Below are 25515 nucleotides of genomic sequence, written 5' to 3' on the forward strand. Positions count from 1 at the left end.
GACCGGTTACCCGCCGGCCGCCGGGGCGAAAATCGTGCTGAGGTACGCCTCGCTTTCACCCAGGCTGATGTTGTCGTTGAGACCCTGACGCAGGTATCTGACCAGTTGCGGCTGCAGATTGATGGCAAGGTCAGTCTCGCGGTCACCGCCCGCGACATAGGCGCCGACGCTGATCAGGTCGCGGCTCTGTTGGTAGCGCGACCACAACTGCTTGAAGTATTGCGCGCGCTGCATGTGCTCCGGCGACACCACCGCGGGCATCACCCGGCTGATCGAGGCTTCGATATCGATGGCCGGGTAATGACCCTCTTCGGCCAGGCGTCGCGACAGCACGATGTGGCCGTCGAGCACACCCCGCGCCGAGTCGGCGATCGGGTCCTGCTGGTCATCGCCTTCGGACAATACGGTGTAGAACGCGGTGATCGAACCCCCGCCCTTCTCCGCATTACCGGCGCGCTCCACCAGTTTCGGCAGTTTGGCGAATACCGACGGCGGATAACCTTTGGTCGCCGGCGGCTCGCCGATGGCCAGGGCGATTTCCCGCTGGGCCTGGGCGAAACGGGTCAGCGAATCCATCAGCAACAGGACATTCTTGCCCTTGTCGCGGAAATACTCGGCGATCCGCGTGCAGTACATCGCCGCGCGCAGACGCATCAGCGGCGCATCGTCCGCAGGCGACGCCACTACAACGGAACGCTTGAGGCCTTCTTCACCGAGGATGTGCTCGATGAACTCCTTAACTTCTCGACCCCGCTCACCGATCAGGCCGACGACGATGATGTCGGCCTCGGTGAAGCGGGTCATCATGCCCAGCAACACCGACTTACCGACACCGGTACCGGCGAACAGGCCCAGACGTTGACCGCGACCGACCGTCAACAAACCGTTGATGCAACGGATGCCGACGTCCAGCGGTTCGCTGATTGGATCACGATTGAGCGGGTTGATTGTCGGGCCGTCCATCGGCACCCAGTCTTCGGCCTTCATGCCGCCCTTGCCGTCCAGCGCACGTCCGGCGCCGTCCAGCACGCGACCGAGCATGCTCATGCCCATCGGCAGGCGACCCGTGTCGGCCAGCGGCACCACGCGGGCGCCCGGGGCAATGCCGGCCACACTGCCGACCGGCATCAGGAACACCTTGCTGCCGGAGAAGCCCATGACTTCGGCTTCAACCTGGGACGGGTGATAGGTGTCGTCGTTGATCACCATGCAGCGGGTGCCCATGGCGGCGCGCAGGCCTTCGGCTTCCAGCGTCAGGCCGACCATGCGCAGCAGCCGCCCTTCGAGGATCGGCGCACCGGCGATTTCGGTGGCCTCGGCGTAAGTGCTCAGGCGCTTGGCGAAGCTGGTGCGTTCAAGGCGCATCGGGGGCGTCCGCGAGCGGCTCTTCTGCGACCGGTGCCGGTTTGGGTGTTTCCGGCAGGTCCAGACTCAGGTCCGGCTCGGCCGGGTGCAGGGCCTGTTCGTGCAACTGGTCGAACAGCTTGGCCATGACCTGGCTGACGCGGGTTTCGATGCTGGCATCGATCCGGCTGTGGTCGGTCTCGACCCGGCAACCGCCCGGCAGCAGGGATTCGTCTTCGACGATGCGCCAGGTTTCTTCATGACGTTCGCGCAGGGCTTTGACCTGTTCGAAATCCTGTGGATTGACGTACAGCCGCACATTGCCCACGCCCAGCGGCAACAGCTTGAGGGCGTCGCGCATGACGTGTTCGATCTGCGTCGAGTCGATGGCCAGTTCGCGCTGAATCACCTGCTTGGCGATGTGCTGCACGAGGTCGACCAGTGACTTTTCGATCTGGGTGTCTTGCTCGGCGATGGGCTCGAACAGGTGGCCCATCAGCTGCTCAAGGCTGTTGACCTTGGCCGTCAGGACCACTTCGGCTTCCTGGCGCACCTTGAGGGTGGCGCTGTGAAAGCCTTCCTTTTCGCCGATGGCGAAGCCTTCGTTGTAGGCCTCCTGACGGATGCTTTCGAGCTCTTCCAGAGTCAGTGGCTGGACTTCCTCCAGCGGCACCTCTTCCATTTCCGGCGGTTCAGGCTCCGGTTCCGGCTCGGGCTCAGGTTTCGGCGGGTCGAAGCTGGGCAACGCCCAAGATTCGAAACCACGGACGTCCCGGGCACGGATCAGGTCCGTCACATCGTCGTCATGCTTGTCCATGGGCTTAGATCATTTCCTCGCCGCCCTTGCCACCGAGCACGATTTCTCCGGCTTCGGCCATACGGCGGGCGATGGTGAGGATTTCCTTCTGCGCGGTCTCCACGTCGCTGACGCGCACCGGGCCCTTGGCCTCGAGGTCGTCGCGCAGCAGTTCGGCGGCACGCTTGGACATGTTCTTGAAGATCTTCTCCTTGACGCCTTCGTCCGAACCCTTGAGGGCCAGCACCAGCACATCGGAAGACACTTCGCGCAACAGCGCCTGGATCCCGCGGTCGTCGACATCGGCCAGGTTGTTGAACACGAACATGAGGTCTTCGATCTGACCGGACAGGTCTTCGTCGACTTCGCGGATCGAGTCCATGAGCTGGCCTTCGATCGAGCTGTCGAGGAAGTTCATGATGTCCGCCGCCCGCTTGATGCCACCCAGGGTGGTGCGCGAGGCGTTCGAGTTGCCGGAGAACTGCTTCTCGAGGATCTGGTTCAATTCTTTCAGCGCGGCCGGCTGCACGGTGTTCAACGACGAGACGCGCAGGATGATGTCCAGACGCACCTTGTGGTCGAAGTTGCCCAGCACTTCACCGGCCTGATCCGGATCGAGGTACGCGACCACGATCGCCTGGATCTGCGGGTGCTCGTAACGGATCACGTCGGCAACGGCGCGCGGCTCCATCCATTTCAGGCTGTCGAGGCCACTGGTGTTGCCACCCAGCAGAATGCGGTCGATCAGGCCGTTGGCCTTGTCTTCACCCAGGGCCTGGGTGAGCATTTTGCGCACGTAGTCGTCGGAGCCGACGCCCAGGCTGGTCTGATCGCCGACGATGTCGACGAACTCGCTCATGACCTGCTCGACCTGCTCACGGTGGACGTTGCCCATCTGGGCCATGGCCACGCCGACTCGCTGGACCTCTTTGGGGCCCATGTGGCGCAGCACTTGTGCGGCATCGGTCGAACCCAGGGACAGCAGCAGAATCGCGGCTTTATCGACCCGGGACAGTTTGGCGACGGCGGCTCGGTTATCACTCATCTGCGTTAATCCACTCTTTCACGACCTGGGCCACACGACCCGGGTCTTCTGCCACCAGACTCTTGATTGCGTTCAACTGAGCGTCATAACCCTCGCTCGGGCTCGGCAGCAGGATGCTGGTCGGGCCGCCGAGGCTGACGCGATCGTTGGACAGTTCACCATCCAGACCGCCCATGCCACCGAGTTCCATGTCGCCGCCCAGACCGGCCAGCTCCTTGCTTTTGCCGCCACCGGTGATGTTGTTGAGCACCGGACGCAGCACGCCGAACACCAGCACCAGGATGAACAACACGCCCAGCACTTGTTTGACGATGTCCCAGAACCATGGCTGGGAGTAGAACGGAATGTCGGCGATCACTTCGCCGCGCTCGGCGGAGAACGGCATGTTGATCACGCTGACGCTGTCGCCACGGCTGGCGTCGAAGCCGACAGCGTCCTGTACCAGACGAGTGAAGCGCGCCAATTCGTCGGCGCTCCACGGCGCGCGAGTCGTTTCGCCGTTGGCCGGGTTGATCTTGACCTGATCGTCCACCACTACCGACACCGACAGGCGATTCAGGCGACCCTGCTGCTGTTTGGTGTGGCTGATGGAACGGTCGAGTTCGAAGTTCTTGGTGGATTGTTGACGCTTGTCCGCCGGGTACGGCGCGAGCATCGGCTGGCCGGTGGCCGGGTCCATGATCTGCTGACCGTTGGCATCAACCAGTGGCTGACCTGGCTGCACCATGCTCGCCGGCGCGGCTGCGCCACCGGTGGTCTGCGGTGCCGAGGCCGGCGACGGCGGCTGGTTGCTCAGGGCACCCGGCACACCTTGCGGGCCATTGCTGGCGGTGCGTTGTTCGTTGACCGACTGCTCGCTGCGCAGAGCCGGTTGATCCGGGTTGAACTGCTCGGCAGTCGACTCGACGGCACTGAAATCGACGTCGGCCGAAACTTCAGCCTTGTAGCGATCGTTGCCCAGTACCGGTTGCAGAATGTTGTGCACGCGCTGGGTGAGCATGCTTTCCATGCGGCGGCTGTAGTCGAACTGCTTGCCGGCCATGGTCATTTCGGAATTTTCCGCCTGATCCGACAGCAGGTTGCCCTTCTGGTCGACGACGGTGATCTGCGATTTGCTCAGCTCGGGAACGGAGGTTGCCACCAGGTTGATAATGGCAACGACCTGGCCTGGCTCCAGCGAACGACCGGAATACAGCTCGACCAGTACCGAAGCGCTTGGCTTGCGCTCGTCACGCACGAACACCGAGCTTTTCGGGATCGCCAGGTGAACGCGCGCGCCCTTGACGTTGTTCAGGCTGGAAATGGTGCGGGCCAGTTCGCCTTCGAGGCCGCGACGATAACGGGTCGCTTCCATGAACTGGCTGGTGCCCAGACCCTGTTCCTTGTCGAGGATTTCAAAACCGATGTTGCCGTCGCTGGGAGTGACACCAGCGGCCGCGAGCTTGAGCCGCGCACGGGACAGGTCATCGGCCTTGACCAGCAAGGCGCCGGAATTCGGTTCGACGGTGTAGGGAATGTCGGCGGAGGCCAGGGTGTCCATGACCTGCTTGGCGTCCATGCCGGCAAGGCTGCCGTACAGAGGCCGGTAGTCCGGTTGCTGCGACCACAGCACCACGGCAAAGCCAATCGCCACGCTCGCGGCCAGGCCGACCAACAGGCCCACCTGACGCAGCACGGTCATCTCGGAGAGGTTTTCCAGGAAGGACAGGCCGAACAGCGGCGGTTTGCCGTCTATCGGGGTGGCCTTGGCCGGAACGTTATCGGCGACTGCTTCTGCCATGACTCAATCTCGTCCTTAAACCGGCATCTGCATGATGTCTTGATAAGCCTGAACCAGCTTGTTGCGCACCTGGGTCAGAGCCTGGAACGACACGCTGGCTTTTTGCGAGGCAATCATCACGTCCGTCAGATCGACGCCGCTCTTGCCGATTTCAAATGCGTTGGCCAACTGAGTCGACGCCTGCTGGGTATCACTGACTTTGTTGATGGCCTGACCGAGCATGTCGGAAAAGCTGCTGCCTGCCACTTCAGGGGCAGCGGCAATCGATTTCGGCTTCGACATGGCGTCCATTTGCATGGCCTTCATGTCCATCATCAACCGATTAAATTCAATACCTTGGCTCATGGTCTACTCTCTTGGGCGGCCCGCAATTTTTTGACACTCACTCGGCGGGTACTCAGGTGTTAGCAACAACGGTGCCAGCTCATGGGCACCGCTTTCAGAAAAGCCGTTTCAAACGTTTGCGCCACCCGTCAGGTGGCGAACAGGTAGCCTTCGACATCCATGCCCGCATCGCGCATTTGCGCCAGTTTGTAACGCAGGGTGCGCGGGCTGATGCCGAGTTTTTCGGCGGCTTCCTTGCGTCGACCGCGTTCGGTACGCAGGGTGTCGATGATCATCTGGAACTCGCGGCGACGCAGGTCATCGCCCAGCGCACCGGCCGAATCCGCCTCGATTTCGACTTCACGAATGACCGGCGCAACCGGCACAACCGACGGCAACGGGGCGAACAGCGCAGGCCCGGAGAGACAGAAATCCTGCGGCTGGATCAACCCGCCCTGCTGCAGAATCAAGGCCCGCTGGACCGCATTATCCAGCTCGCGCACGTTGCCCGGCCACTGATAACCGATCAGGCACGCTTGCGCCTCGGGCGAGAACTTCGCCATCGCGTGCTTCATTTTATTGACGTGTTTGGCCAACAGACGCTCGGCCAGCGGCAGGATATCGGCGGTGCGCTCGCGCAACGGACGCCAGGCCAGCGGAAATACCGACAGACGATAATAGAGGTCTTCACGGAATCGCCCCGCCGCGACTTCGCCGGCCAGATCACGGTTGGTGGTCGCTACCACGCGGATATCCAGAGTGATCGGCTTGCGGGCGCCGACCCGCTCCACTTCCCGCTCCTGCAACACCCGCAGCAGCTTGGCTTGCAGGCCCAGAGGCATTTCGGAAATTTCGTCGAGCAGAATGGTGCCGCCGTCCGCCTGTTCGAACTTGCCGGCCTGGGCCGCGATGGCGCCGGTGAACGAGCCTTTTTCGTGACCGAACAGGGTGGCTTCGAGCATGTTGTCGGGGATCGCCGCACAGTTGATCGCAATGAACGGCTGACTGGCGCGATGGGATTGCTGGTGGATGTAGCGCGCCAGCACTTCCTTGCCGGTGCCGGACTCGCCGGAAATCAGCACGGTGGAATCACTGCGCGCGACCCGCGCTGCCAGATCCAGCAATTGAGCGCTGGCGGGCTCGACCGCGACCGGGCCTTCGGTATCACTCACGCCAAGGCTGCCCAAGGCGTGACGCGCCACCAGATCCAGCAGAGCCTTGGGCTCGAACGGCTTGACCAGATAATCCGCCGCGCCTTGACGCATCGCATCGACCGCGCGCTCGACCGCGCCATGGGCGGTCATCAGTAGCACCGGCAATTGCGGTTGTCGCGCGCGCAGCAGGCCGAGCAATTGATGACCATCCATGCCCGGCATGTTGACGTCGCTGACCACCAGACTGAACGCTTCGCGCTCGACGGCGTTCAGCGCCTCTTCGGCCGAACCCACCGCGTGATAGTCGTGACCGGCCAGCAACAGCGTATCGGCCAGCGCTTCGCGCAACGAGCGGTCATCCTCGACCAGCAGAACCTTGATGCCCATGACCTTCACTCAGCTCCCTGTACAGCAGAAAACAACGGCAGGATGACCTGCGCGCACGTACCGCGCCCGACCCGCGAACGCAGCCGCAATTCTCCCTTATGCGCACGCGCCACGGCCTTGACCACGGTCAGGCCCAGGCCGGTCCCGGTGACTTTGGTGGTGAAAAACGGCTCGCCCAGCCGCGCCAGCACTGTCGCATCGATACCGCTGCCGCTGTCACTGACACACAAACGCAGAGTGTTGTCGCGGGTATAGCAATGCACCTTCAGACGCACCTCACCGGCACTCGCCTGAATCGCGTTTTCAATCAGATTGAGCAGCGCCCCGACCAGCGTGTCGCGATTGCACAGCAACTCGCCGGCATGGCTGTCGCATTGCCAGCGGATCGGCAGATCCTGCACATGGGTCAGCGCCGCGGCCTGCAACGATTGCATCAAGGTATTGGGCGTGATGCGATCAGTCAGCGGCAATTCTCCGCGAGCGAACACCAGCATGTCGCGCACCTGATGCTCGAGCTCGTGCAGACGCTCTTTGAGGCGACCGGCGAAGCGCTGCTGGGTGGCGACCGGCAGTTCCTGCTCGGTCAAATGACTGGCGTACAGCAAGGCGGCGGACAACGGCGTACGAATTTGATGAGCCAGCGAAGCGACCATCCGACCCAGGGAAGACAGTCGCTCGTGGCGCGCAAGCTGATCCTGCAAGTGACGGGTTTCAGTCAGGTCGTTGAGCAGTACCAACTGCCCCGGCTCGGCATCCAGCGAGCGGGTGGCAATCGACAGGCGTCGACCGTTCTTCAAGGAAATTTCGTGGCCGTCATCTTCACGAGGCGCGAAGCAACGGGCGATGACATGGCGCCACAGCTCGCCTTCCAGAGGCAGGCCCAGCAGATCGATGGCGGCCGGATTGGCCTCGCACACGATGCCGTGACCGTCGATGACGATGACGCCGCCGGGCAACAGATCGAGGAGGTTTTGCAGACGGTTGGCCAGGCGTTCTTTTTCCGCCAGTTCCTGCATGCGCTGGGCGCTGACTACGGCCAACTCGCCCTTGAGCTCGGTGACCCGGGCTTCGAGCATGCTGTAGGAGTCGGTCAACTGGCTCGACATCTGGTTGAACAGGGCGAATGCCTGCTCAAGCCCCTGGCGGCTCGCCTGCTCTACGGACGGCAGTTGCCCCGAGGACTCGGGAACAGAAGACATCTGGGAGGCTTGGGGCATTGTGCTCTCTCGCTTGGCTGACCGTCAGTTAAACGGAACGTTGCGAGGGACGTAGCAATACCCGTGCCTAAAAAAAACCGCTTATAAATGAAGCAGTTGAAAAACAGGCGTCAATCATCCGCCTGTTCATCACCTTCACGACGGCTCATGCCGTACTTGCGCATCTTCTCCACCAGCGTGGTGCGGCGAATGCGCAGGCGTTCGGCGGCGCGGGCAACGATGCCATTGGCGTCGTCCAGCGCCTGCTGGATCAAGCCCTGCTCCAGACCACCGAGGTAGTCCTTCAGGTCGAGACCTTCCGGCGGCAGCATGGCGTTGGCGGTGAAGTCCGGCGTGTGGCCGTTGATCGCCACGCGCTCTTCCAGGTCGCTGCGCAGGCTGTCGACCATTTGCTCGTCTTCGTCGTCGACGTAGCGGAATTTCTTCGGCAACTCGACCACGCCGATCACCCCGTACGGATGCATGATCGCCATGCGCTCCACCAGGTTGGCCAGCTCGCGGACGTTGCCCGGCCAGCCGTGGCGGCAAAGGGACATGATGGCGGCGGAGTTGAAGCGGATCGAACCGCGCTTCTCGTGCTCCATGCGCGAGATCAGCTCGTTCATCAGCAACGGAATGTCTTCGACGCGCTCACGCAGCGGCGCCATCTCGATCGGGAACACGTTCAGGCGATAGTAGAGGTCTTCGCGGAAGGTGCCGATCTCGATCATGCTTTCGAGATTCTTGTGGGTCGCGGCGATGATGCGCACGTCGACGCTTTGAGTCTTGTTGCTGCCCACGCGCTCGAAGGTACGTTCCTGCAGCACGCGCAGCAGCTTGACCTGCATCGGCAGCGGCATGTCGCCGATTTCGTCGAGGAACAGCGTACCGCCGTTGGCCAGCTCGAAGCGGCCGGCACGGCTGGTGATCGCGCCGGTGAAGGCGCCCTTCTCGTGGCCGAACAGTTCGCTTTCCAGCAACTCGGCCGGGATCGCCCCGCAGTTGACCGGTACGAATGGCGCGTCACGACGCTTGGAATGGTAATGCAGGTTGCGCGCAACCACTTCCTTGCCGGTCCCGGACTCGCCGAGGATCAACACGCTGGCGTCGGTGTCGGCCACTTGCTGCATCATCTGACGCACGTGCTGGATCGCGCGGCTGGTGCCGACGAGGCTGCGGAACAGGTTGGGTTCGCGATGGCGGCCGCGCTCTCGGGCCTGGTCGTACATCTCGCGATAGACCTGGGCACGGTGCAGGGAGTCCAGCAGCTTGCTGTAGCTCGGCGGCATTTCGAGGGTTGAAAGTACCCGGCGGCGTTGGTCTTCGGGCAGGTCCACCGAAGAATTATCGCCCATCAGCAAAACCGGAAGGAACTCATCCCAGGTTGAGAGTGTCTTTAGCAAGCCCAAAAGCGCACCAGGAGCATTGACCGTCCCGATCAGTACGCAAATGACCTCACGACTAGACGACAAAGAGCCGACTGCCTGCTGCCAGTCATGGCTTCCGCAGGGTAAATTTTCTTCGCCAAGAAAATTTAAGATCACCGCCAGGTCGCGGCGGCGGACGCTATCGTCATCGATCAGCAGAATTTTGGTTTCACGCCACATGCAATAGCAACTTCCCTAGTCAACTCAATGCCCAAAATGAGGGGCAAGCGAGACGCTTGCAGGACACCTTGTGCCTGTAGACGCCTGAAATCTGAAAACAGCCACTAGTTAAGTCAAAAAACCGTGCACAGTCAAATTTATGGCGCACATGTCTGGATTAACTGGGGGTTAATTAACCAAACAGATGGTAAACCTTTGCCGCGTTCTGCGCTTGGGTGATCTGCGACATCTCGTCGACTATCGCCTGACGCTCACCCATGGCGACTTCAAGCAGCTGCTTGTAGACATGCAGCAACTCCTCGAGGTTGTCGCGCAATGCGACCTCGTCCACCGAAGCCTCACTCAAGACATCTTCCATGCAGGAACGGCAATCGAGATCCAGTTGACCGATGGCCTCCCAGTTGCGCTCGGCCAGTGCTCCGACCAACGCTGCCCGGGTTTCTTCGATTCGCTGCAATACAAGACTCATGGTGATCTCCTCAGAACTGCGGAGCGGGCGCAGGCGCGATCGCATCCCAGCCTTCTTTGACGGTGCTCAGCAAGCCGGCAACCTCATCAAGAATACGCGGATCGCTACTGATGTTCGCCTCGGCGAGACGCTTCATCATGTAGATGTAAAGACCGTCCAGATCAGCCAGCGTATCCGCGGAATTTTCCAGATCCAGTCCTTCACGCAGCCCGCTGACGATGCCGATGGCCTTGCTGATCGACGTGCACTTGGCAGGAATGTCCTTGCGCTCGATCGCACCTTTGGCCTGGGCGATACGGTCCAGACCGCCTTCCATCAGCATTTGCACCAGGCGATGAGGGCTCGCTTCAGAGGTCTGAGCGTGCGCACCTACTTTCTGGTATTGCCGAAGGGCTAACATCGGATTCATGTTCTACCTCATTTGCCACAATGACTCGTATGAACAGTGTATCGCCAGCGAGTCGAAAAACTTTAGACCATAAGACAAAAACCCGGCGCACGCTCGAAAGCGTAGCCGGGTTTTTGTCGTTTTTGCATGTTACTTCGCGGATTGCTGAGCGTTCAGCGAGCTGAAGAACGACGTAATGTTGCTCGCCGTCGCCTTCATCTGCCCTACCAGCAAGTCCATGGCGTTGTACTTGGCAGTCAACGTCTTGGTCAGGTTGGCCACACGGACATCCAGGGCTTTTTGCTGATCGGTAATCGTCCGGCTATTGGCATTCAGGATCGTCAGTCGCTGATCCAGCAGACCTTGAGTCTTGCCGTCGGCCGATGTCTTGAGATACGGGTCAACCGCCTTGCTCATGCGCGCCAGCAGACCGTTGGTGTCATTGGTACCACTGAACAACTGCTGTACCTGACCCGTTGCCCCCGGAGCCGCCATGGCCTTGTTGAAGGCAGTGGTGTCGAGCTTCAGGTTACCGGTAATGGAGTCGGTCATGATGCCCACTTCCGACAGATAGGCCATCGAGCCACCCGCGCCCGCGCCGGTAAACTCGGCGCGAATGCTCGCAATCAACGAACGCGGCAAGGAATCGCCAGTGAACGCCGCCTGCACGGTCAGCTTGCCGTCTTCATCCGGCGTGGCTTTGGACAGGCTGTCAACGGTGGTCTTGAGCGAATTGTAGGCATCGACGAACTGCTGAAGCGACGTCTGCAGCCCTTTGGTATTGGTATCAACGGTAACCGTGGACGGCGTCGCGCTGGCAGCGACCAGATTCAGGGTCATGCCACTGATCGCACCGGTAACCGTGTTGCTCTTGCTGGTGACTGCCAGGCCATCGATGGTCAGGGACGCATCCTTGGCGAGCGCGCCCACGGAACCGGAATCACCTGCCGCCGGCGTAGCCGACATGACCTTGGTGCCATCGATTTCCAGGCCGGCGATACCGCTGACAGAGAGATCGGAACCCGCACCGGTCTTGTTCGAACCAATCACCAGACGAGAGGCGCCAGTGGCGTCGGTCACGATGTTGGCGGAAATACCATTACTGCCCTGAGCCTTGTTGATCGCATCACGCGTGCTCTGCAAGGTCGCATTGGCCGGGATGGTGACATTGTAATCAGTGCCATTCTGACTGATTTTCAGGGTACCACTCGGAATGGCACTGGATGCACCGCCGGCAAAGGCTGCAGAGGCGACCTTCGAACCGGTAGCCAGTTCTTTCACGACAACGCTGTAAGAGCCCGAAACCGCAGTGTTATCGGAAGTTACAGTCAGCGTTCCAGGCACGCTCGATGTCGCCGTGTAGCCGGCGAATGCGGGATTGGTCTTGCTGCCCAGAGTGGCCAATGCCGCCTGAAAGGTGGTCAGCGCGCTCTTCAGAGCACCCACACCGGAAATTTTCAGCGTGTTGGTTTTGGTCTGGTTATCGATCTGCGTCTGCTTCGGCGATTTGTCAGCGTTGACCAGCGCAGTAACGATCGCACCGATGTCCAGGCCGGAACCCAGGCCCGAACCCGGTAAAATTGGACTTGCCATGTGCATCTCCCTTGGGTTGTTGCCAGTCTTTTGACCAATACCTGCGCCTAAAGAACTTCAAACACTATTCATGCCAGCTATCAGACTTTGGCGTCGAACAACACGTGACTTGCGTTGGCGAGGCTGTCTGCCAGCTTCAGGGCTTCTGCGGAGGGGATCTGTCGTACGACCTCGCCCGTCTCGCTTGCGATCACCTTGACGATGACCTTGCCGGAATGCTCGTCGATCGAAAATTCCAGATTGCGCTTGATCGACTGAACGAACTTCTCGATCTCCTGCACCGCCAGCTTCAGCTTGGTTTCATCTGCTTCCTGGCTCTTTTTCGAGGCAGGAACAGCATCAACGGTCTGAGGCTTGGTTTCCGACGGCTTGTCGGTAACGGTACTGGCTGGCTTGGGAGCCGGATAAGACACGTTAAGCTTGACGCTCATGTCCATGCTCATCACCTCATAACGTAAAAAGCGAGAGAGCACGCAAGCGCACTCCCCCGCTAAAACTCATTCCGAAATTACTGAAGCAGCTTCAGTACAGCGGAAGGCAGTTGGTTGGCTTGAGCCAGAACAGAGGTCGAAGCCTGTTGCAGGGTTTGCTGCTTGGTCAGGTTAGCAGTCTCTGCGGCGAAGTCGGTATCTTGTACGCGACCTTGTGCAGCAGTGGTGTTCTCGGTGATGTTCTGCAAGTTCTGAATGGTGCTGGTCAGACGGTTTTGCGAAGCACCCAGGCTGGCACGAGTTGCACCGATTGCAGCGATAGCGGCGTCGATTGCAGTGATCGCGTTGTCGATGTTCTGCGAAGCGCCAGTTACGGTAGCACCGGTCAGGGACAGAGTACCGCTACCAACCGACAGGCTGACGGCGTCGAACTTGGAGCTCAGTACCAGGTCGATGTGGTTAGCCGAACCGGTGTTTGCACCCACTTGCAGGGTTACAGTACCAGCCGAACCGTCCAGCAGGTTTTTGCCGTTCAGGTTGGTCGAAGCCGAGATACGGGTGATCTCGTCGGACATCTGAGCGAATTCAGCGTTGGTAGCGGTCTGGTCAGCAGTGCCGTTGGTACCGTTACGTGCTTTAACAGCCAGTTCACGCATACGCTGCAGAATGTCGGTAGTAGCTTGCAGAGCGCCTTCAGCGGTCTGGGCAACGGAGATACCGTCGTTGGCGTTCTGGATTGCCTGGGTGTTACCGCGGATCTGGGAAGACATACGGTTGGAGATCTGCAGGCCAGCGGCGTCGTCTTTAGCGCTGTTGATTTTCAGGCCGGAAGACAGGCGCTGCATCGAAGTCGACAGAGCGTCGGAAGCGCGGTTCAGGTTTTTCTGAACGTTCAACGACGTGGTGTTGGTGTTTACTGTTAAAGCCATGACGAATTCCTCGTTGGTTGGGTACTGCGGCTTCCGGCCCTGGCAACCGCCGGGTATGGCCTAGAGAACCTTCGTAATAGTTATCGTCGGGTTTGCAGGTTGCTTGAGGGCTTTTTTGAAAAAATTTGCCATCACCCTGCCACCCCCTAGAAAACAAAGACTTAGCAGCACTTCACCTTCGAAAAAATGACGTCATAAAACCGTCCGTGGCGCAAACCGGCGGGCCAGCGCCTTCGCTCCTCTTCAGGCGGACGATTCTTCCAGCAATTGAATCAACTCGTACTCCATGAAATCGGCAAGTCCCAGCCAGTCCTGACGCTCCTGGCACTCGAGCATTTGTGCGAGCAATTGCGCCCAGACTTGCTGCGTCTGCGTGCCGGCCGACAGCAATGACTGCTGCGCGCCCTCGAACACATCGACCATGGTCAACGCCGCCTCGACATCACGTCCCAGGCGGAACAACCCGGCGCACTGATGGCATTCGTCTACCCAGCTTTGCAGTGCAGTCATTGCACAAACTCCTGATTGAACGCTGTTCCGGCAATCTGCGCACCCGCCCGGCTGCTGTTGAAAAATGCCACCTGCGGCTGACTGGCGATGTATCGCTCCAGCACGCACAGATAACCGCGAAAATTGAGCTGGGTACTGACGCGCTGGCCATACCCGTCACGCACCCAGTGCCGCGCCTGATTCACCGACGGCCCCAGGTCACCGTCATTCCAGCCGGCATGGGTCTTGTTCATCGGGAAAGCAAAATCGGCACCGAACAGCGTGATGCGTGCAGCGCCCATCTTCACCGCCAGGTCCACGGCCGGGTGAATCACACTGCCACCCACATGCAGCAGCGCCCTCGGGTGCTGTTCACGCAATGCCGCATAGACCGGACTGGCCGAGTAGCCGCCGTAACGCTTGCCCTTCCAGGCCCTCAGCACCTCGGGATCACTCATGGGCAGGTACACCAGCGGGATGCCGTCGGAGTCCTCGAAAGGCAAATGCCGGAAGCTGATGCGCTGATCGATGCTCACCACATAGTCGGGCACGATCCCGTGCTCGCGCAGCGGCCGGTAGGCGGTATCGACGCAAATGAACAACGGACGCTCGGCCCGCTCGCGGATCGCGGCCAGACGTTCGAAATGCTGTTCCAGCGTCGGCCCGGTGCCGATCACATAGATCTCCCGACCGGTGCAGGTGCCGAACAGCGTCGCCACATCATCGTCGGCAAGCAATACCGGCAAGCAGTCCTGCAGACGCTGTTGAATGAACGGTGACTGCGGATCGAACTCACGGTTGTTGAAGCTCAAGTGCACTTCGCTGACCAGTCGATCACGAATCTTCGCGTTGAAGTCATCGGCCAGCAGCATTTCGGCAGGCAATGCAAAGAATGGCGTGCAGATGTCGGGCAGGTCGCCGGCGTAGAGCAATTCAACTCGCGGCTCCTGCAGCCACTCACGCTGATCGAGCAGTTGCAGCACCAGGGCAAACAGCGCGCCATTGAGGATGTGCACATACAAGCGCTCAAGCCCGGCGCGCTCCAGCAGCACCGCGGGCAAATCCCCGAGGCCGGTGCCGTAGACATGCAGTTGCGGCTTGTCCGCCGGTAGGCTGGCGGCCTGAATCTGCGCCTCGCGGACACGATCATGCCGGCTGGTGAGCTGAATGCCGCCAATGCTCAGCGTCGAGCCCAGCCCTTGCGTCAGTTCGGCCTCAATCGCCGAACTGTCTTCGTTCAGCAATCGTGCGAACAGCGCCGGCCAGCGTCGCTCGACGACTTCAGCATTGGCCTGGAAAAACTCACTCATGGCGCCTCGCGCTCCCTTCAGGCAAAAAAATAGCGTTCAAGGTTAACCCTTGAACGCTATTTTTGTATCCGTCGTTCTTAGCGGATTCAAGGACGATAAATAATCGCCGAACCCCACGACAGACCGACACCGAAACCACTGATCGCGATGCGGTTCCAGTCGGAATCCATCACGTGTTTTTCCAGCAGAAGCGGCACACTGGACGACACGGTGTTGCCGGTCTCGACCATGTCCTTGATGAACTTCTCCGGCTCGCCTTCGAAGCGCCGCGCCACGGCGTCGACAATCGCCGCACTGCCCTGGTGGATGCAGAAGGCATCGATGTCATCGGCCTTCAGGCCGGAATCGTCGAGCAGTTCATGCAGGTGCGCCGGCACCTTGAGCAGCGCGAAGTTGAACACTTGGCGGCCGTTCATGAAAAACACACCATCGGTGACTTTCAGGTGCGGTGCGCCGGAACCGTCGGTGCCGAACTTGGCCTTGCCCAGCGCCCAGACCGGATCTTCACCCATCCAGGTGGCGGTAGCAGCATCGCCGAACAGCATGGTGGTGTTGCGATCTTCCGGGTCAACGATCTTCGAATACGGGTCGGCTGTGATCAGCAGGCCGTTCTTCAGGCCGGCGGCTTCCATGAAGCCTTTGATCGCATAGATGCCGTAGACGTAACCGGAGCAGCCCAGGGAAATATCGAACGCCGCGACATTGGTCGGCAGGCCGAGTTTGTCCTGGACGATGGCCGCGGTGTGCGGCAGGCCTTCCTCGTCACCGTTCTGGGTGACGACGATCAGCGCATCGATGGATTCACGTTTCAGTTCAGGGTTGTTGGCAAACAGCGCATTGGCCGCTTCAACGCACAGATCGGAGGTTTCCTGTTCCGCGTCTTTGCGTGGGAGGAAGGCCGAACCGATCTTGCCGAGGATGAATTCTTCATCCTTCTCGAATTTTGCACCTTGTGCGTAATTGTCCACGCCGGCTACAGGAACGTAGCTCGCAATGCTTTTTATGCCAATCATTACGGCTTCCCAATAATAAACAGCCCAATACCACCGCTCGCAAGGATTCGAGGGGCGCCGACAAACAGAAAACGGCCGCCACAACGGGCAGCCACGGGGAGCGCAAAGGGCTATCACTGGAACCGAAAACGGGCCAGGCGCCATCTCCCCGGTCATTACAATACAGTGAAGATGCGCGTTATGACTCGCAGGTCACGCTATTTTGCCGAATCGGTGACAGATCGGGTCATTCGACCAATGACCAGTCCAGCGGCGTACCGCGTTTGATCGGCTGGCGCGCACGGCGCCCGAGGACGGCTTCGGCGTGCTTGGGCGGCAAGCCGAGACCGGGACGAATGGCGCGCACATTAGCCACAGTGAAGAGTTCACCGGCCGCCATATCGGCCGTGACATACAGCGACCGGCGGTAAACCAGCGACTTTTGCTCAGCCTCGGTCACCCCGTAATGCACCTGCCCCATGGCCTGCCAGGCGCGCTCGGTCTCGACCACCAGACTGGCCAGTTCCGCCGGTTCCAGCGAGAAACTGGCGTCCACGCCACCGGCCGCACGGTCGAGGGTGAAGTGTTTTTCCACCACGGTCGCACCCAGCGCCACCGCCGCCACCGATACGCCAACACCCATCGAATGGTCTGACAGCCCAACCTCACAACCGAACAACTCACGCAGATGCGGGATCGTGCGCACGTTGCTGTTGGTCGGGGTCGCCGGGTAGGTGCTGGTGCACTTGAGCAGCACCAGATCCTTGCATCCCGCCTCACGGGCGGCGCGCACGGTTTCGTCGAGTTCGGCGATGCTGGCCATGCCGGTGGAAATGATCAGCGGTTTGCCGGTCGCCGCGACACGACGGATCAGCGGCAGGTCGGTGTTCTCGAAACTGGCGATCTTGTAGGCCGGCACATCGAGGCTTTCGAGAAAGTCCACGGCGCTGTCATCGAACGGCGTCGAAAACGCGAGCATGCCCAGCTCTTTGGCCCGGGCGAAGATCGGCGCATGCCATTCCCAGGGTGTGTGGGCCTTTTCATACAGGTCGTAGAGCGAAGTACCGGCCCACAGACTGTTCGGATCCTTGATGAAGAACTCGCCTTGCGCCAGATCCAGAGTCATGGTTTCGGCGGTGTAGGTTTGCAGCTTCAAGGCATGGGCACCGGCCTTTGCCGCCGCTTCGACAATCTGCAGGGCTACGTCCAGCGACTGGTTATGGTTGCCGCTCATTTCCGCGATGATGAACGGCGGCGCATCGGCACCGATCCGGCGGTTGCCAATATTGAAACTGCTCATTGACGGAATTCCTTCAAAACCTTGGTGAACGCGCAGGCACTCTGGGTAAACCCGGCGTCACGAAAAACATTCATCGAGGGCTGATTGGCCGGCAATACCTGGGCGGTGATGGCGGTCATCTGCGGCCAGTGCGCAGCCACAAAAGTCTCCCCCTGCGCCAGCAGCGCCCTGCCCCAGCCGAGCCCCAGACGCCCTTCGAACAGATACAGCGAGACCTCTGCCTCAAAGCCGCGCAGATCGTAGCGCAGGACACCGACCGGGCCGTCATCCGCCTCGGCCACCAGCAGCAACCGCTGAGGATTGCGCAGGCTCGCGCCCAGCCAGTTCACATGTTGCGTCCAGTCAATCGCCCCGCTGTCCAGTGACCAGCGGCGCACCGCCTCTGCATTGCGCCCCTCGAACAGCAACTGCGCGTCATCCGGCGTCGCCAGACGCAACTTGAGCACCGCACCGGCCAGTGCCGCTGCGACCCGCAACGCGCCGCGCCCGTCGACCAGATGCCGCGAACGCTCGGACAGGCTCTGGCGCAGATAAAAATTGCCCACGACAAAGCCAATCGCATCGCGCAGTTGCTCGACGCCGACCTGCTCCCGCGCGCCCATGAACACATGCGCGCCGGCCGCCGCCATCACCTCGCCGTTGGCCTGCTGGTTGTTCGACACCGCAATGCAAATCGTCGGCAGGCCCAGGGCCGCGCGTTCCCAACTGGTGCCGCCGCCGGCACCGATAAACAGGTCGGCCTCGGTCATGCGCCGATGAAAATCGCTGACAAAACTGTGCAGCCGCCAGTGCGGCCGCGTTTCGGCCAACGCCTGCATCTCTGCCCAGGCCGGGTTGTCGGCACCGGCGACGAAATCCACTTCAAGCGCCGAAAAATCCGTCAGCGCCAGCATCGCGTGATGGGTCTGGCGCGCCGCATCGAAGCCGCCGAAATTCACCAGCACCCGGCGCGCCACCGGTTTGATCTCGATGGCTGGGCCACTGAATTCTTCGCGCAGCATGGCGAAGCGTGGACCGAGCAGCGTTCGACAACCGGTCGGCAGCAGCGGCTGATAGTTTTCGCTGAGCCCCGAGAGGTTCTGATTGAGCAGCAGATCCACGCTGTAGCGCCGGGTCGCCAGATCGTCGACGGCGGCGATCCGTGGTGCGAAGCGACGAGCTGCGGTCTGCCAGTGATGGTCGAGGCCGTAGTGATCGGCGATGACCCAGTCAAACTCAGGCTGCCCTTCCAGTTGCGTCGCCAGTGCATCGATATCCGCCTGCCACGGCAGCATCGATTCGATGGCCTGCTCCGGGTCTTCACCGGCGTAGCGCTCCGGCAACGCGAAGGTCTCGAAGCCTTCGCTCCGCAACGCATCAAGCCGATGCCCCGGCAAACGACGGCAGGCAAACGCGACATGACTGCCTTGGGTGCGCAGCACTCGCGCCAGCGTCAGGCACCGGGCGATGTGGCCGCTGCCAATGGTCGGCGAGGCGTCGGCGCGGATCAGCACTCTCATTGCAACTCTCCGCCAGCCTTGAGGGCGGCGTAGAGGTACTCGGCACGCTTCCAGTCTTCGGCGGTATCGATGTCCTGCACCAGATGCCGGGGCAGGATCACCGGCAGACTGGCCGGCGAATACAGCACTTCGCCAGCCAGCCACGCCTCGCTGCGGCCCCAATAGAACTGGCCGGCATCCTGAAAGGCAGCCGGCAGATCCTGCGAACGGGTATTGCGAAACTCGGGGTACAACGCCGTCAGTGCGCCCTGCCCGTCCAGGGTCAGGGCGCGCTGCACCGGAAAGCCGAAATCAGTGACTGAAAAAGCAAAGGACTTGTCCGGATGCTGCGCCAGCAACTCCAGGCCCTGACGCAGAAACCGCGCCTGCAACAGCGGCGCCGTGGCATACACACAGCAGGCGTATTCGAAGGCCGGCAGTTGCTGCAAGGCATGCACGATCACTGCCGCAGTGCCGGTGAAATCATCGGCCAGTTCCGCCGGACGCATGAACGGCACGTGAGCACCGTTGGCCCGCGCCACGTCTGCGATCTCTGCGTCGTCGGTGCTGACCATCACCTGCTCGAACAACCCTGAATCGAGGGCCGTGCGTATCGAACGGACAATCATCGGCACACCGTCGAACGGCTTGAGATTCTTGCGCGGGATGCGCTTGCTGCCCCCACGGGCCGGGATGATTGCGACGTTGTTCAAGGACGTTTTTCCAGCAGGAACCAAGTGATGTCGTCGACCGGGAATTGCGGGTCGCGGCGATACCCGAAGCCGTAATCCAGCAGTTGCAGATCAGGATAACGGTCAAGCATTTCCCCGGCAAAATCGCGTTTGAACAGTTTTCCACTGTTGCCGCGATAGGACACTTCCACCGGCGACGGATTGTAGTACTCGGCGATCAGGATGTAGCGCGAACTCAACGCATACAACTGCGCATACGCCGTCGCCAACAGCTCCGGCGCCAGATGGATCAGCACGCCTTTGCTCAGGGTCAGGTCGTATTGGCGTTCACGGGGAAAATCGAACAGCGAACCGTGCCAGATATTCGCAATTTCCAGCGCACGCGCCTGGGCACAGGCACTGGCATTGATTTCGACCCCGAACAGCTCGCAACGCGGCAGCAGCTGACGCAGCGCCTGCAAGTTGTTGCCGGCGTTGGTGCCCAGTTCCAGCAAACTGTCGATCCGTCCGGCCCGGGTCAGCGCCTTGGCGAACAACGCCAGATTGGCCGCCATCAGTGGCTGGCCGACGTTGCGATCGACGTACTGGTTGCCGAATTCGCCTTGCCAGAATTGTTCCTGCTCGCTCAGATCACGCATTACCGTTTCCATCCACCGCCGCAGCGGCAATCATTCAGTCAACCGACGCAATTGCTCGACCACATAGTCCTGCTGCTGATCGCTCAGCAACGGAAACAGCGGCAGGCTGATCGCTTCGGCGTAATAACGCTCGGCTTCGGGGAAGTCACCTTCGGCAAAACCCAGGTCACGATAGTACGGCTGCAGATGCACCGGAATGTAGTGCAGGTTCACGCCGATGCCGGCGGCACGCAAGCCTTCGAACACCTGACGGTGACTGAGGCTGATGCGCTCGGTCTGCAAACGCACCACATAAAGATGCCAGGCCGATTCGGCCTCCGGCTGGAGGCTCGGCACAGTCACCGGCAAGTACGCCAGCAAGCGGTCGTAACGCGCGGCCAGCTCCCGTCGACGGGCAATGAATTCGTCCAGCTTGCTCAATTGCGACAGGCCCAGCGCGGCTTGCAGATCGGTGATCCGGTAATTGAACCCCAGCTCGACCTGCTGGTAGTACCACGGGCCGTGGCTGGGCTCGGTCATCTGCTGCGGATCGCGGGTCATGCCGTGGCTGCGCAGGCGTTGCAGGCGCTCGGCCATTTCCGGGCGATTGGTCAGCACCATGCCGCCTTCGCCGCTGGTGATGATCTTCACCGGGTGGAAGCTGAACACGGTCATCGCGGCAAATTCACCGCAGCCCACCGGACGCCCGGCATAGCTTGCGCCGACCGCGTGGGAAGCGTCTTCGATCACCGTGAAGTTGTAGCGCTCGGCCAGTTCGGCAATCCGCCGCATGTCGCAGCTCTGCCCGGAGAACGCCACCGCCACCAGCACTTTGGGCAGCGTGCCGTCCCGTTCGGCAGCATCGAGTTTGCTCGCCAGGACTTCGGCATCGAGGTTCCAGGTCAGCGGATCGATGTCCACGAAATCAACGTCGGCGCCGCAGTAACGGCCGCAATTGGCCGACGCGAGAAAGGTGTTCGGCGTGGTCCACAAGCGGTCGCCCGCGCCGAGCCCCGCCGCGAGACAGGCAATGTGCAGCGCCGCCGTGGCGTTGCACACCGCCACGGCGAAGTCGGCCTGACAACGCTCGGCCATCGCCTGCTCGAAGCGCTCGATAGTCGGGCCCTGGGTCAACCAGTCGGACTGCAACACCTCGACGACCGCGTCGATGTCCGCCTGGTCGAGGCTTTGCCGACCGTAGGGGATCATACCGACAGCTTCGCGTGCAGGTCGGCGATCTGTCCTACCGAGAGGAAGTGCGGGTTGGTGTCGGAGCGGTACTCGAAGTCTTCGCCAACCGGTACGCCACGCTCACCGAGTTTGTCCTCGGCAAAATCCACATCGACGCTGGTGAAGCGAATCGACGGCTGGATGGTGTAGTGATCGGCGAACTCCAGGGTCATCCGCGCATCGTCCAGCGGCACCATCAACTCGTGCAGCTTCTCGCCCGGACGAATGCCGACGTTCTTGTACGGCAGATGCTCGGCCATGCCACGCGCCAGATCGACCACGCGAATCGACGGAATCTTCGGCACGAACACTTCACCGCCGTGCATCCGCGCAAAGCTGTCGAGCACAAATTGCACACCGTGATCGAGGGTGATCCAGAACCGGGTCATGCGCTCATCGGTGATCGGCAGCTCTGTCGCGCCGTCGGCGATGAGCTTGCTGAAGAACGGCACCACTGACCCGCGCGAACCCGCCACGTTGCCGTAGCGCACCACGGCGAAACGCGTCTGCTGTTCACCGGCGATATTGTTGGCCGCGACGAACAACTTGTCCGACAGCAACTTGGTGGCACCGTACAGGTTGATCGGGCTCGCGGCCTTGTCGGTGGACAGCGCGACGACTTTCTTCACGCCGTTGTCGATGGCAGCGGCGATGATGTTTTCCGCGCCGTTGACGTTGGTGCGGATGCATTCGGTCGGGTTGTATTCCGCCGCCGGCACCTGCTTCAACGCCGCGGCATGCACCACGTAATCGATGCCACGCATGGCCTGGCGCAGACGATCGGCGTCGCGCACGTCACCGAGGAAGTAACGCATGCACGGCGCGTTGAACGTCTGCTGCATTTCGTATTGCTTGAGCTCATCCCGGGAGAACACCACCACGCGCTTGGGCTGGTATTGCTCGAGCAGGCGCGCGATGAACTTGCGCCCGAACGAGCCGGTGCCGCCGGAGATGAAAATCGACTTACCGTTGAACATGTTCTGATTCCTGTTCCCTGCCCGGCAGGCTCAAGCGAGCAACTGTGCCCAATTGATCGAGGTATTTTCGCCCAGGGTAAAGCCTTTGCCGTTCAGCGCCAGGTTGGCGTTGTAGGCCGGATCCTGGGCAAAGGCCGTGCTCCATTTTTCACGCAAGGCCGCCAGGGCTTGCGGTGCCTGCGGCAGCTCGCCGGTGTGCAGCACCTGCACCAGTGGCGTCCACACATTGAGATAGCCGGCCTGACCCGCCTTCAGGCACAGGTCGACATCGCTGAAGCCGTCAGCGAACGTCACTTCATCGAGACCGCCCAGCGCATTGAACAGCTCTTTGCCGATCATCAGGCAGACCTTGGACACGGCCGAGTAATTCTGCTCGACGGCCAGGCGCTGCATGTAACCCTCGGCGCTGTGCTTCTCGCCGATGAACGGCGAACCGACGCCATCGTTGAGACCGAGGATCAAGCCGGCCTGAGCAACCTTGCCGTCGCGGCTCACCAGTTTGCCACCGACGATGCCCACTTCCGGCCGCAGTGCGTGGTTGAGCAGCAAGTCGATCCAGTTCGGGTTGACCACCTCACTGTCCGCCGCCAACAGCACCAGATAATCGCCTTGCGCCTGCTCGCTGGCGGCGTTGCACAGCGCTGAGTCACACAACGGCTGATCGGCACGCAGCACGCGCACCTTGGCGTGCTGCAGGGAGCCCAGCCAATCGTTGACCTCGGCGGACGTATTCGGATTGGCCGCCACCAGGACCTCAAAGCGGCTGTAGCGGGTCTTGAGCACCACGCTTTCCAGGCAGCGCTGCAACGCACGCACATCATCGATGACCGGCACAATGATCGACACCAGCGGCTGCTCGGCATGACGATAATCAATCTGCCAGGTACCCGGCAGGGTCGAGTTGACCTTGGCCTTGTAGCCACGATTACCCAGATGGCGCAGCAAGGCCTGACGCTCGTGGGCATTCTCTTCCGGGGCCACTGCCTGAGTGATCAGCAAGGGTTCGTCAAGGTGTGCCAAACCGTCCAGACCACCCTGCTCGATGATGCGCAGCAGCAAGTCCAGTTCCAGCGCCTTGTTGAAGTCGGCCTGATAGCCACCCGCATCCAGCAGGACGTCGCGACGGACCAGCCAGTGACGCGCCATCAGCGACGGCACGCTTTGCAGCAGATCAAGATTGATACCCGGGCGGAACACGTCAACCAGCGCGCCGCTCTCCTGGCGCTGGATCTCGTCGGTGGCGACTGCACGTATCGGGGCCGCGTCCATCAGTTCCAGGCTGGCGCGCAACAAGCCGCTGGCGGTGAACTGATCGCCGGCCTGTGCCAGCAGCAGCCAGTCGCAAGGCGACTGCTGGGCACTCTGATTGAGCTTGTCGACAAAGTTGCTCTGGGTCACGCGGACAAAGTGCAGGGTGTTCTGCGCGGTGGTCGCGCTCGGCGCTTCACCGGTGGTGAACACGACAATCCTGAACGCTTTGCAGTGGCCCTCAAGCAGGCTGTCGAGCGAGACCTGCAACTTGTCGATGTCGTTATCCAGGTCCAGCAGGAAAATACCGAACTGCGGGCCGCCGCCGTTGACCGCCAGGTGACGGGCAATCGCCTGCGATTGTTCGGCGGACGGCTCGCGGGCAGCCAGCCACTTGAGCAGGCGACCGGACTTCGTTTTGTCGAACATGGCCTGCTGGTCATCGTCCGCAAACGCCTCGAGGCGAGCGATCCAGTCGTTCAGGGCATGCGCCGCTTCGTCCTCATCCGACGCCTGCAGTTGCGTCGACAGGCGTTTGACGACCGTCTGGTTGAACGCATTGAGGTCGTGCGCCTGCCACAACCGGTCAGTCACGCTTTCTGCCGTGTCGTTATTGCGCGCCTGCAGCAAGTGCGCCTGACGCGTCCATACGCCCTCCAGCCCTTCCAGCTGAATGCGACCGGCCGGCATGGCGTGAAGCATGAATTCGAACTGTTCCAGACGGTCGAAAAACGCCTGGTTGTAGAAAGGCATTTCGACGTACTGCAGCGGCCCGAAACGACGATCCGGCACCTTCTTTTCCTGACTCCAGACCGATTCGAAAATCAGTTCCGCGGTCAGTGCACGACCGCTGCGCAGGCTCTCGGCCATCGCGTCGAAACTTTCCAGCGCAAACGCTTTGGCCTGCATGGCGTCCAGGCCTTCGATAGCGCAAGGCAACGAGGTGAGGAACTCGGCAAAGGCCTCTCGCTCGGCGACCGATTTGCTATCGACGTAGGTCAGCGAATGGAACACATCGGTGTTGTGCTCGGAGACGCCGTAGTTGATCTCGCGGACCACATAGGGAATCGGCAGAATCCGTGCCTTGGCACTGGCCAGCAGGAAATACACGTGGCCGATTTCCTGCCATTGAAAATTGGTGCCGGCCGGCAATGCCGAGTGCCAGGTTTTCATCAGGTCGGTACGCGTCACCGCATAGAACGGCGGGATGTACTGACTCATGTAATCGATAACCCGATCCTGAGCCCGCTCCGACGCGTAGTCTTCCTGAACCTTCTTGTCCCGACGGTAGTAGTTCACGCCGTTGGTCAGCGTCAGGTACATCAGGCAATAGCCGTGGCACATGCCATAGTCCTGGTTCGCGTGCAGGAAGCTCACGGACTCGGCCAGCGAATCGTGCAGGATGAAGTCGTCATCGGCTGCCAGCACCATGTACGGCGTGGTCAGTCGCTCGACACCGTAAGCCAGCTTGGCCTGCATGCCCCAGTAGGCAAACTGCGGCACGTGGTGATAATCAACGGCGGAAAAATCCCCCTCGGGCCGCTCGATCGTGGAGTCCAGCACCATGATTTTGCAGGGCAAGCTGCTGTAATACTTCACCGCCCGACGCAGGAACGCCGGACGATTGTGCGTAATCAGCACCACGGTCAACAGCTCGTTGAGCGGTAGCGTCAATTCAGAACCGAACTTGCCTTGCATAACTTCTCTCCACAACCGGCGACTCGCCGAGACAACGCTTT

The 25515-nt window shown here is 61.0% G+C and carries 23 protein-coding genes; all 23 read right to left on the reverse strand.

Annotated features, from left to right (window positions below; all coding sequences use genetic code 11):
• Positions 1-6: 6 nt before the first annotated feature.
• The 23 genes from fliI to CAF74_RS17540 all read right to left on the reverse strand — a co-directional run bounded on the left by fliI (position 7) and on the right by CAF74_RS17540 (position 25474).
• Positions 7-1365, reverse strand: coding sequence for a flagellar protein export ATPase FliI (fliI, locus tag CAF74_RS17430; protein ID WP_085747110.1), 1359 nt, complete (start codon positions 1363-1365; stop codon positions 7-9).
• On the reverse strand, positions 1355-2161 hold the full coding sequence (gene fliH, locus CAF74_RS17435) for a flagellar assembly protein FliH (protein WP_085747111.1): 807 nt from the start codon (positions 2159-2161) through the stop codon (positions 1355-1357). Before fliH ends, fliI begins: the two co-directional genes overlap by 11 nt.
• Positions 2162-2165: 4 nt before the next feature.
• A complete protein-coding gene (gene fliG, locus CAF74_RS17440; protein ID WP_007958288.1) occupies positions 2166-3185 on the reverse strand; it encodes a flagellar motor switch protein FliG in 1020 nt (339 codons plus the stop codon).
• Positions 3178-4965 (reverse strand): flagellar basal-body MS-ring/collar protein FliF, encoded by a 1788-nt coding sequence (gene fliF, locus CAF74_RS17445; RefSeq protein WP_007958290.1) that lies wholly within the window; start codon positions 4963-4965, stop codon positions 3178-3180. The genes fliG and fliF overlap by 8 nt, the downstream gene beginning before the upstream one ends.
• Before the next feature lie 15 nt (positions 4966-4980).
• The gene (gene fliE, locus CAF74_RS17450) at positions 4981-5310 is read right to left on the reverse strand and encodes a flagellar hook-basal body complex protein FliE (RefSeq protein ID WP_007958292.1); all 330 of its coding nucleotides are present in this window, start codon (positions 5308-5310) and stop codon (positions 4981-4983) included.
• A gap of 128 nt (positions 5311-5438) precedes the next feature.
• Positions 5439-6830: a sigma-54 dependent transcriptional regulator gene (locus CAF74_RS17455; RefSeq protein WP_085747112.1), complete on the reverse strand. Its 1392-nt coding sequence runs from the start codon at positions 6828-6830 to the stop codon at positions 5439-5441.
• Positions 6831-6835: 5 nt separating this feature from the next.
• Entirely contained in the window at positions 6836-8047 is a 1212-nt protein-coding gene (locus CAF74_RS17460; RefSeq protein ID WP_085747113.1) for a PAS domain-containing sensor histidine kinase, read from the reverse strand.
• Positions 8048-8157: 110 nt separating this feature from the next.
• Positions 8158-9633, reverse strand: coding sequence for a sigma-54 dependent transcriptional regulator (locus tag CAF74_RS17465; protein WP_003222863.1), 1476 nt, complete (start codon positions 9631-9633; stop codon positions 8158-8160).
• A 172-nt stretch (positions 9634-9805) separates the two neighbouring features.
• The gene (locus CAF74_RS17470) at positions 9806-10102 is read right to left on the reverse strand and encodes a hypothetical protein (RefSeq protein WP_007958300.1); all 297 of its coding nucleotides are present in this window, start codon (positions 10100-10102) and stop codon (positions 9806-9808) included.
• A gap of 10 nt (positions 10103-10112) precedes the next feature.
• Positions 10113-10511, reverse strand: coding sequence for a flagellar export chaperone FliS (gene fliS, locus CAF74_RS17475; protein ID WP_007958302.1), 399 nt, complete (start codon positions 10509-10511; stop codon positions 10113-10115).
• 129 nt (positions 10512-10640) lie between these two features.
• Entirely contained in the window at positions 10641-12083 is a 1443-nt protein-coding gene (fliD, locus tag CAF74_RS17480) for a flagellar filament capping protein FliD (RefSeq protein ID WP_085747114.1), read from the reverse strand.
• 80 nt (positions 12084-12163) lie between these two features.
• Positions 12164-12520 carry a flagellar protein FlaG gene (locus CAF74_RS17485; protein ID WP_085747115.1) on the reverse strand — a complete coding sequence of 119 codons (357 nt, stop codon included), beginning with the start codon at positions 12518-12520 and terminating at the stop codon, positions 12164-12166.
• A 71-nt stretch (positions 12521-12591) separates the two neighbouring features.
• Positions 12592-13443 carry a flagellin domain-containing protein gene (locus CAF74_RS17490; RefSeq protein WP_007920059.1) on the reverse strand — a complete coding sequence of 284 codons (852 nt, stop codon included), beginning with the start codon at positions 13441-13443 and terminating at the stop codon, positions 12592-12594.
• Between the two features lie 243 nt (positions 13444-13686).
• The gene (locus CAF74_RS17495) at positions 13687-13953 is read right to left on the reverse strand and encodes a hypothetical protein (protein WP_085747116.1); all 267 of its coding nucleotides are present in this window, start codon (positions 13951-13953) and stop codon (positions 13687-13689) included.
• Positions 13950-15242, reverse strand: coding sequence for a motility associated factor glycosyltransferase family protein (locus CAF74_RS17500; RefSeq protein WP_085747117.1), 1293 nt, complete (start codon positions 15240-15242; stop codon positions 13950-13952). Before CAF74_RS17500 ends, CAF74_RS17495 begins: the two co-directional genes overlap by 4 nt.
• 86 nt (positions 15243-15328) lie before the next feature.
• Complete coding sequence (locus CAF74_RS17505; protein WP_085611535.1) at positions 15329-16255, reverse strand: ketoacyl-ACP synthase III; 927 nt, start codon at positions 16253-16255, stop codon at positions 15329-15331.
• A gap of 226 nt (positions 16256-16481) precedes the next feature.
• Positions 16482-17534, reverse strand: a complete 1053-nt coding sequence (gene pseI / locus CAF74_RS17510; RefSeq protein ID WP_085747118.1) for a pseudaminic acid synthase — start codon at positions 17532-17534, stop codon at positions 16482-16484.
• Positions 17531-19033, reverse strand: a complete 1503-nt coding sequence (gene pseG / locus CAF74_RS17515; protein ID WP_085747119.1) for a UDP-2,4-diacetamido-2,4,6-trideoxy-beta-L-altropyranose hydrolase — start codon at positions 19031-19033, stop codon at positions 17531-17533. The genes pseI and pseG overlap by 4 nt, the downstream gene beginning before the upstream one ends.
• Positions 19030-19725, reverse strand: coding sequence for a pseudaminic acid cytidylyltransferase (gene pseF, locus CAF74_RS17520; protein ID WP_085747120.1), 696 nt, complete (start codon positions 19723-19725; stop codon positions 19030-19032). The genes pseG and pseF overlap by 4 nt, the downstream gene beginning before the upstream one ends.
• Positions 19722-20342 (reverse strand): pseudaminic acid biosynthesis-associated methylase, encoded by a 621-nt coding sequence (locus CAF74_RS17525; protein ID WP_085747121.1) that lies wholly within the window; start codon positions 20340-20342, stop codon positions 19722-19724. Before CAF74_RS17525 ends, pseF begins: the two co-directional genes overlap by 4 nt.
• 30 nt (positions 20343-20372) lie before the next feature.
• On the reverse strand, positions 20373-21530 hold the full coding sequence (gene pseC / locus CAF74_RS17530) for a UDP-4-amino-4,6-dideoxy-N-acetyl-beta-L-altrosamine transaminase (protein ID WP_085747122.1): 1158 nt from the start codon (positions 21528-21530) through the stop codon (positions 20373-20375).
• Positions 21527-22528 carry a UDP-N-acetylglucosamine 4,6-dehydratase (inverting) gene (pseB, locus tag CAF74_RS17535; protein WP_085747123.1) on the reverse strand — a complete coding sequence of 334 codons (1002 nt, stop codon included), beginning with the start codon at positions 22526-22528 and terminating at the stop codon, positions 21527-21529. The genes pseC and pseB overlap by 4 nt, the downstream gene beginning before the upstream one ends.
• Positions 22529-22558: 30 nt before the next feature.
• Positions 22559-25474, reverse strand: a complete 2916-nt coding sequence (locus CAF74_RS17540) for a TIGR00180 family glycosyltransferase (protein WP_085747124.1) — start codon at positions 25472-25474, stop codon at positions 22559-22561.
• Positions 25475-25515 lie beyond the last annotated feature (41 nt).

The organism is Pseudomonas sp. R45(2017) (assembly GCF_002112305.1).
In the GTDB taxonomy this organism is placed as follows: Bacteria; Pseudomonadota; Gammaproteobacteria; order Pseudomonadales; family Pseudomonadaceae; genus Aquipseudomonas; species Aquipseudomonas paraglycinae.

Coding starts and splice junctions, on each gene's coding strand:
- fliI (WP_085747110.1), bottom strand. CDS start 1,365: ATGCGCCTTGAACGCACCAGCTTCGCCAAGCGCCTGAGCACTTACGCC.
- fliH (WP_085747111.1), bottom strand. CDS start 2,161: ATGGACAAGCATGACGACGATGTGACGGACCTGATCCGTGCCCGGGAC.
- fliG (WP_007958288.1), bottom strand. CDS start 3,185: ATGAGTGATAACCGAGCCGCCGTCGCCAAACTGTCCCGGGTCGATAAA.
- fliF (WP_007958290.1), bottom strand. CDS start 4,965: ATGGCAGAAGCAGTCGCCGATAACGTTCCGGCCAAGGCCACCCCGATA.
- fliE (WP_007958292.1), bottom strand. CDS start 5,310: ATGAGCCAAGGTATTGAATTTAATCGGTTGATGATGGACATGAAGGCC.
- CAF74_RS17455 (WP_085747112.1), bottom strand. CDS start 6,830: ATGGGCATCAAGGTTCTGCTGGTCGAGGATGACCGCTCGTTGCGCGAA.
- CAF74_RS17460 (WP_085747113.1), bottom strand. CDS start 8,047: ATGCCCCAAGCCTCCCAGATGTCTTCTGTTCCCGAGTCCTCGGGGCAA.
- CAF74_RS17465 (WP_003222863.1), bottom strand. CDS start 9,633: ATGTGGCGTGAAACCAAAATTCTGCTGATCGATGACGATAGCGTCCGC.
- CAF74_RS17470 (WP_007958300.1), bottom strand. CDS start 10,102: ATGAGTCTTGTATTGCAGCGAATCGAAGAAACCCGGGCAGCGTTGGTC.
- fliS (WP_007958302.1), bottom strand. CDS start 10,511: ATGAATCCGATGTTAGCCCTTCGGCAATACCAGAAAGTAGGTGCGCAC.
- fliD (WP_085747114.1), bottom strand. CDS start 12,083: ATGGCAAGTCCAATTTTACCGGGTTCGGGCCTGGGTTCCGGCCTGGAC.
- CAF74_RS17485 (WP_085747115.1), bottom strand. CDS start 12,520: ATGGACATGAGCGTCAAGCTTAACGTGTCTTATCCGGCTCCCAAGCCA.
- CAF74_RS17490 (WP_007920059.1), bottom strand. CDS start 13,443: ATGGCTTTAACAGTAAACACCAACACCACGTCGTTGAACGTTCAGAAA.
- CAF74_RS17495 (WP_085747116.1), bottom strand. CDS start 13,953: ATGACTGCACTGCAAAGCTGGGTAGACGAATGCCATCAGTGCGCCGGG.
- CAF74_RS17500 (WP_085747117.1), bottom strand. CDS start 15,242: ATGAGTGAGTTTTTCCAGGCCAATGCTGAAGTCGTCGAGCGACGCTGG.
- CAF74_RS17505 (WP_085611535.1), bottom strand. CDS start 16,255: ATGATTGGCATAAAAAGCATTGCGAGCTACGTTCCTGTAGCCGGCGTG.
- pseI (WP_085747118.1), bottom strand. CDS start 17,534: ATGAGCAGTTTCAATATTGGCAACCGCCGGATCGGTGCCGATGCGCCG.
- pseG (WP_085747119.1), bottom strand. CDS start 19,033: ATGAGAGTGCTGATCCGCGCCGACGCCTCGCCGACCATTGGCAGCGGC.
- CAF74_RS17525 (WP_085747121.1), bottom strand. CDS start 20,342: ATGCGTGATCTGAGCGAGCAGGAACAATTCTGGCAAGGCGAATTCGGC.
- pseC (WP_085747122.1), bottom strand. CDS start 21,530: ATGATCCCCTACGGTCGGCAAAGCCTCGACCAGGCGGACATCGACGCG.
- pseB (WP_085747123.1), bottom strand. CDS start 22,528: ATGTTCAACGGTAAGTCGATTTTCATCTCCGGCGGCACCGGCTCGTTC.
- CAF74_RS17540 (WP_085747124.1), bottom strand. CDS start 25,474: ATGCAAGGCAAGTTCGGTTCTGAATTGACGCTACCGCTCAACGAGCTG.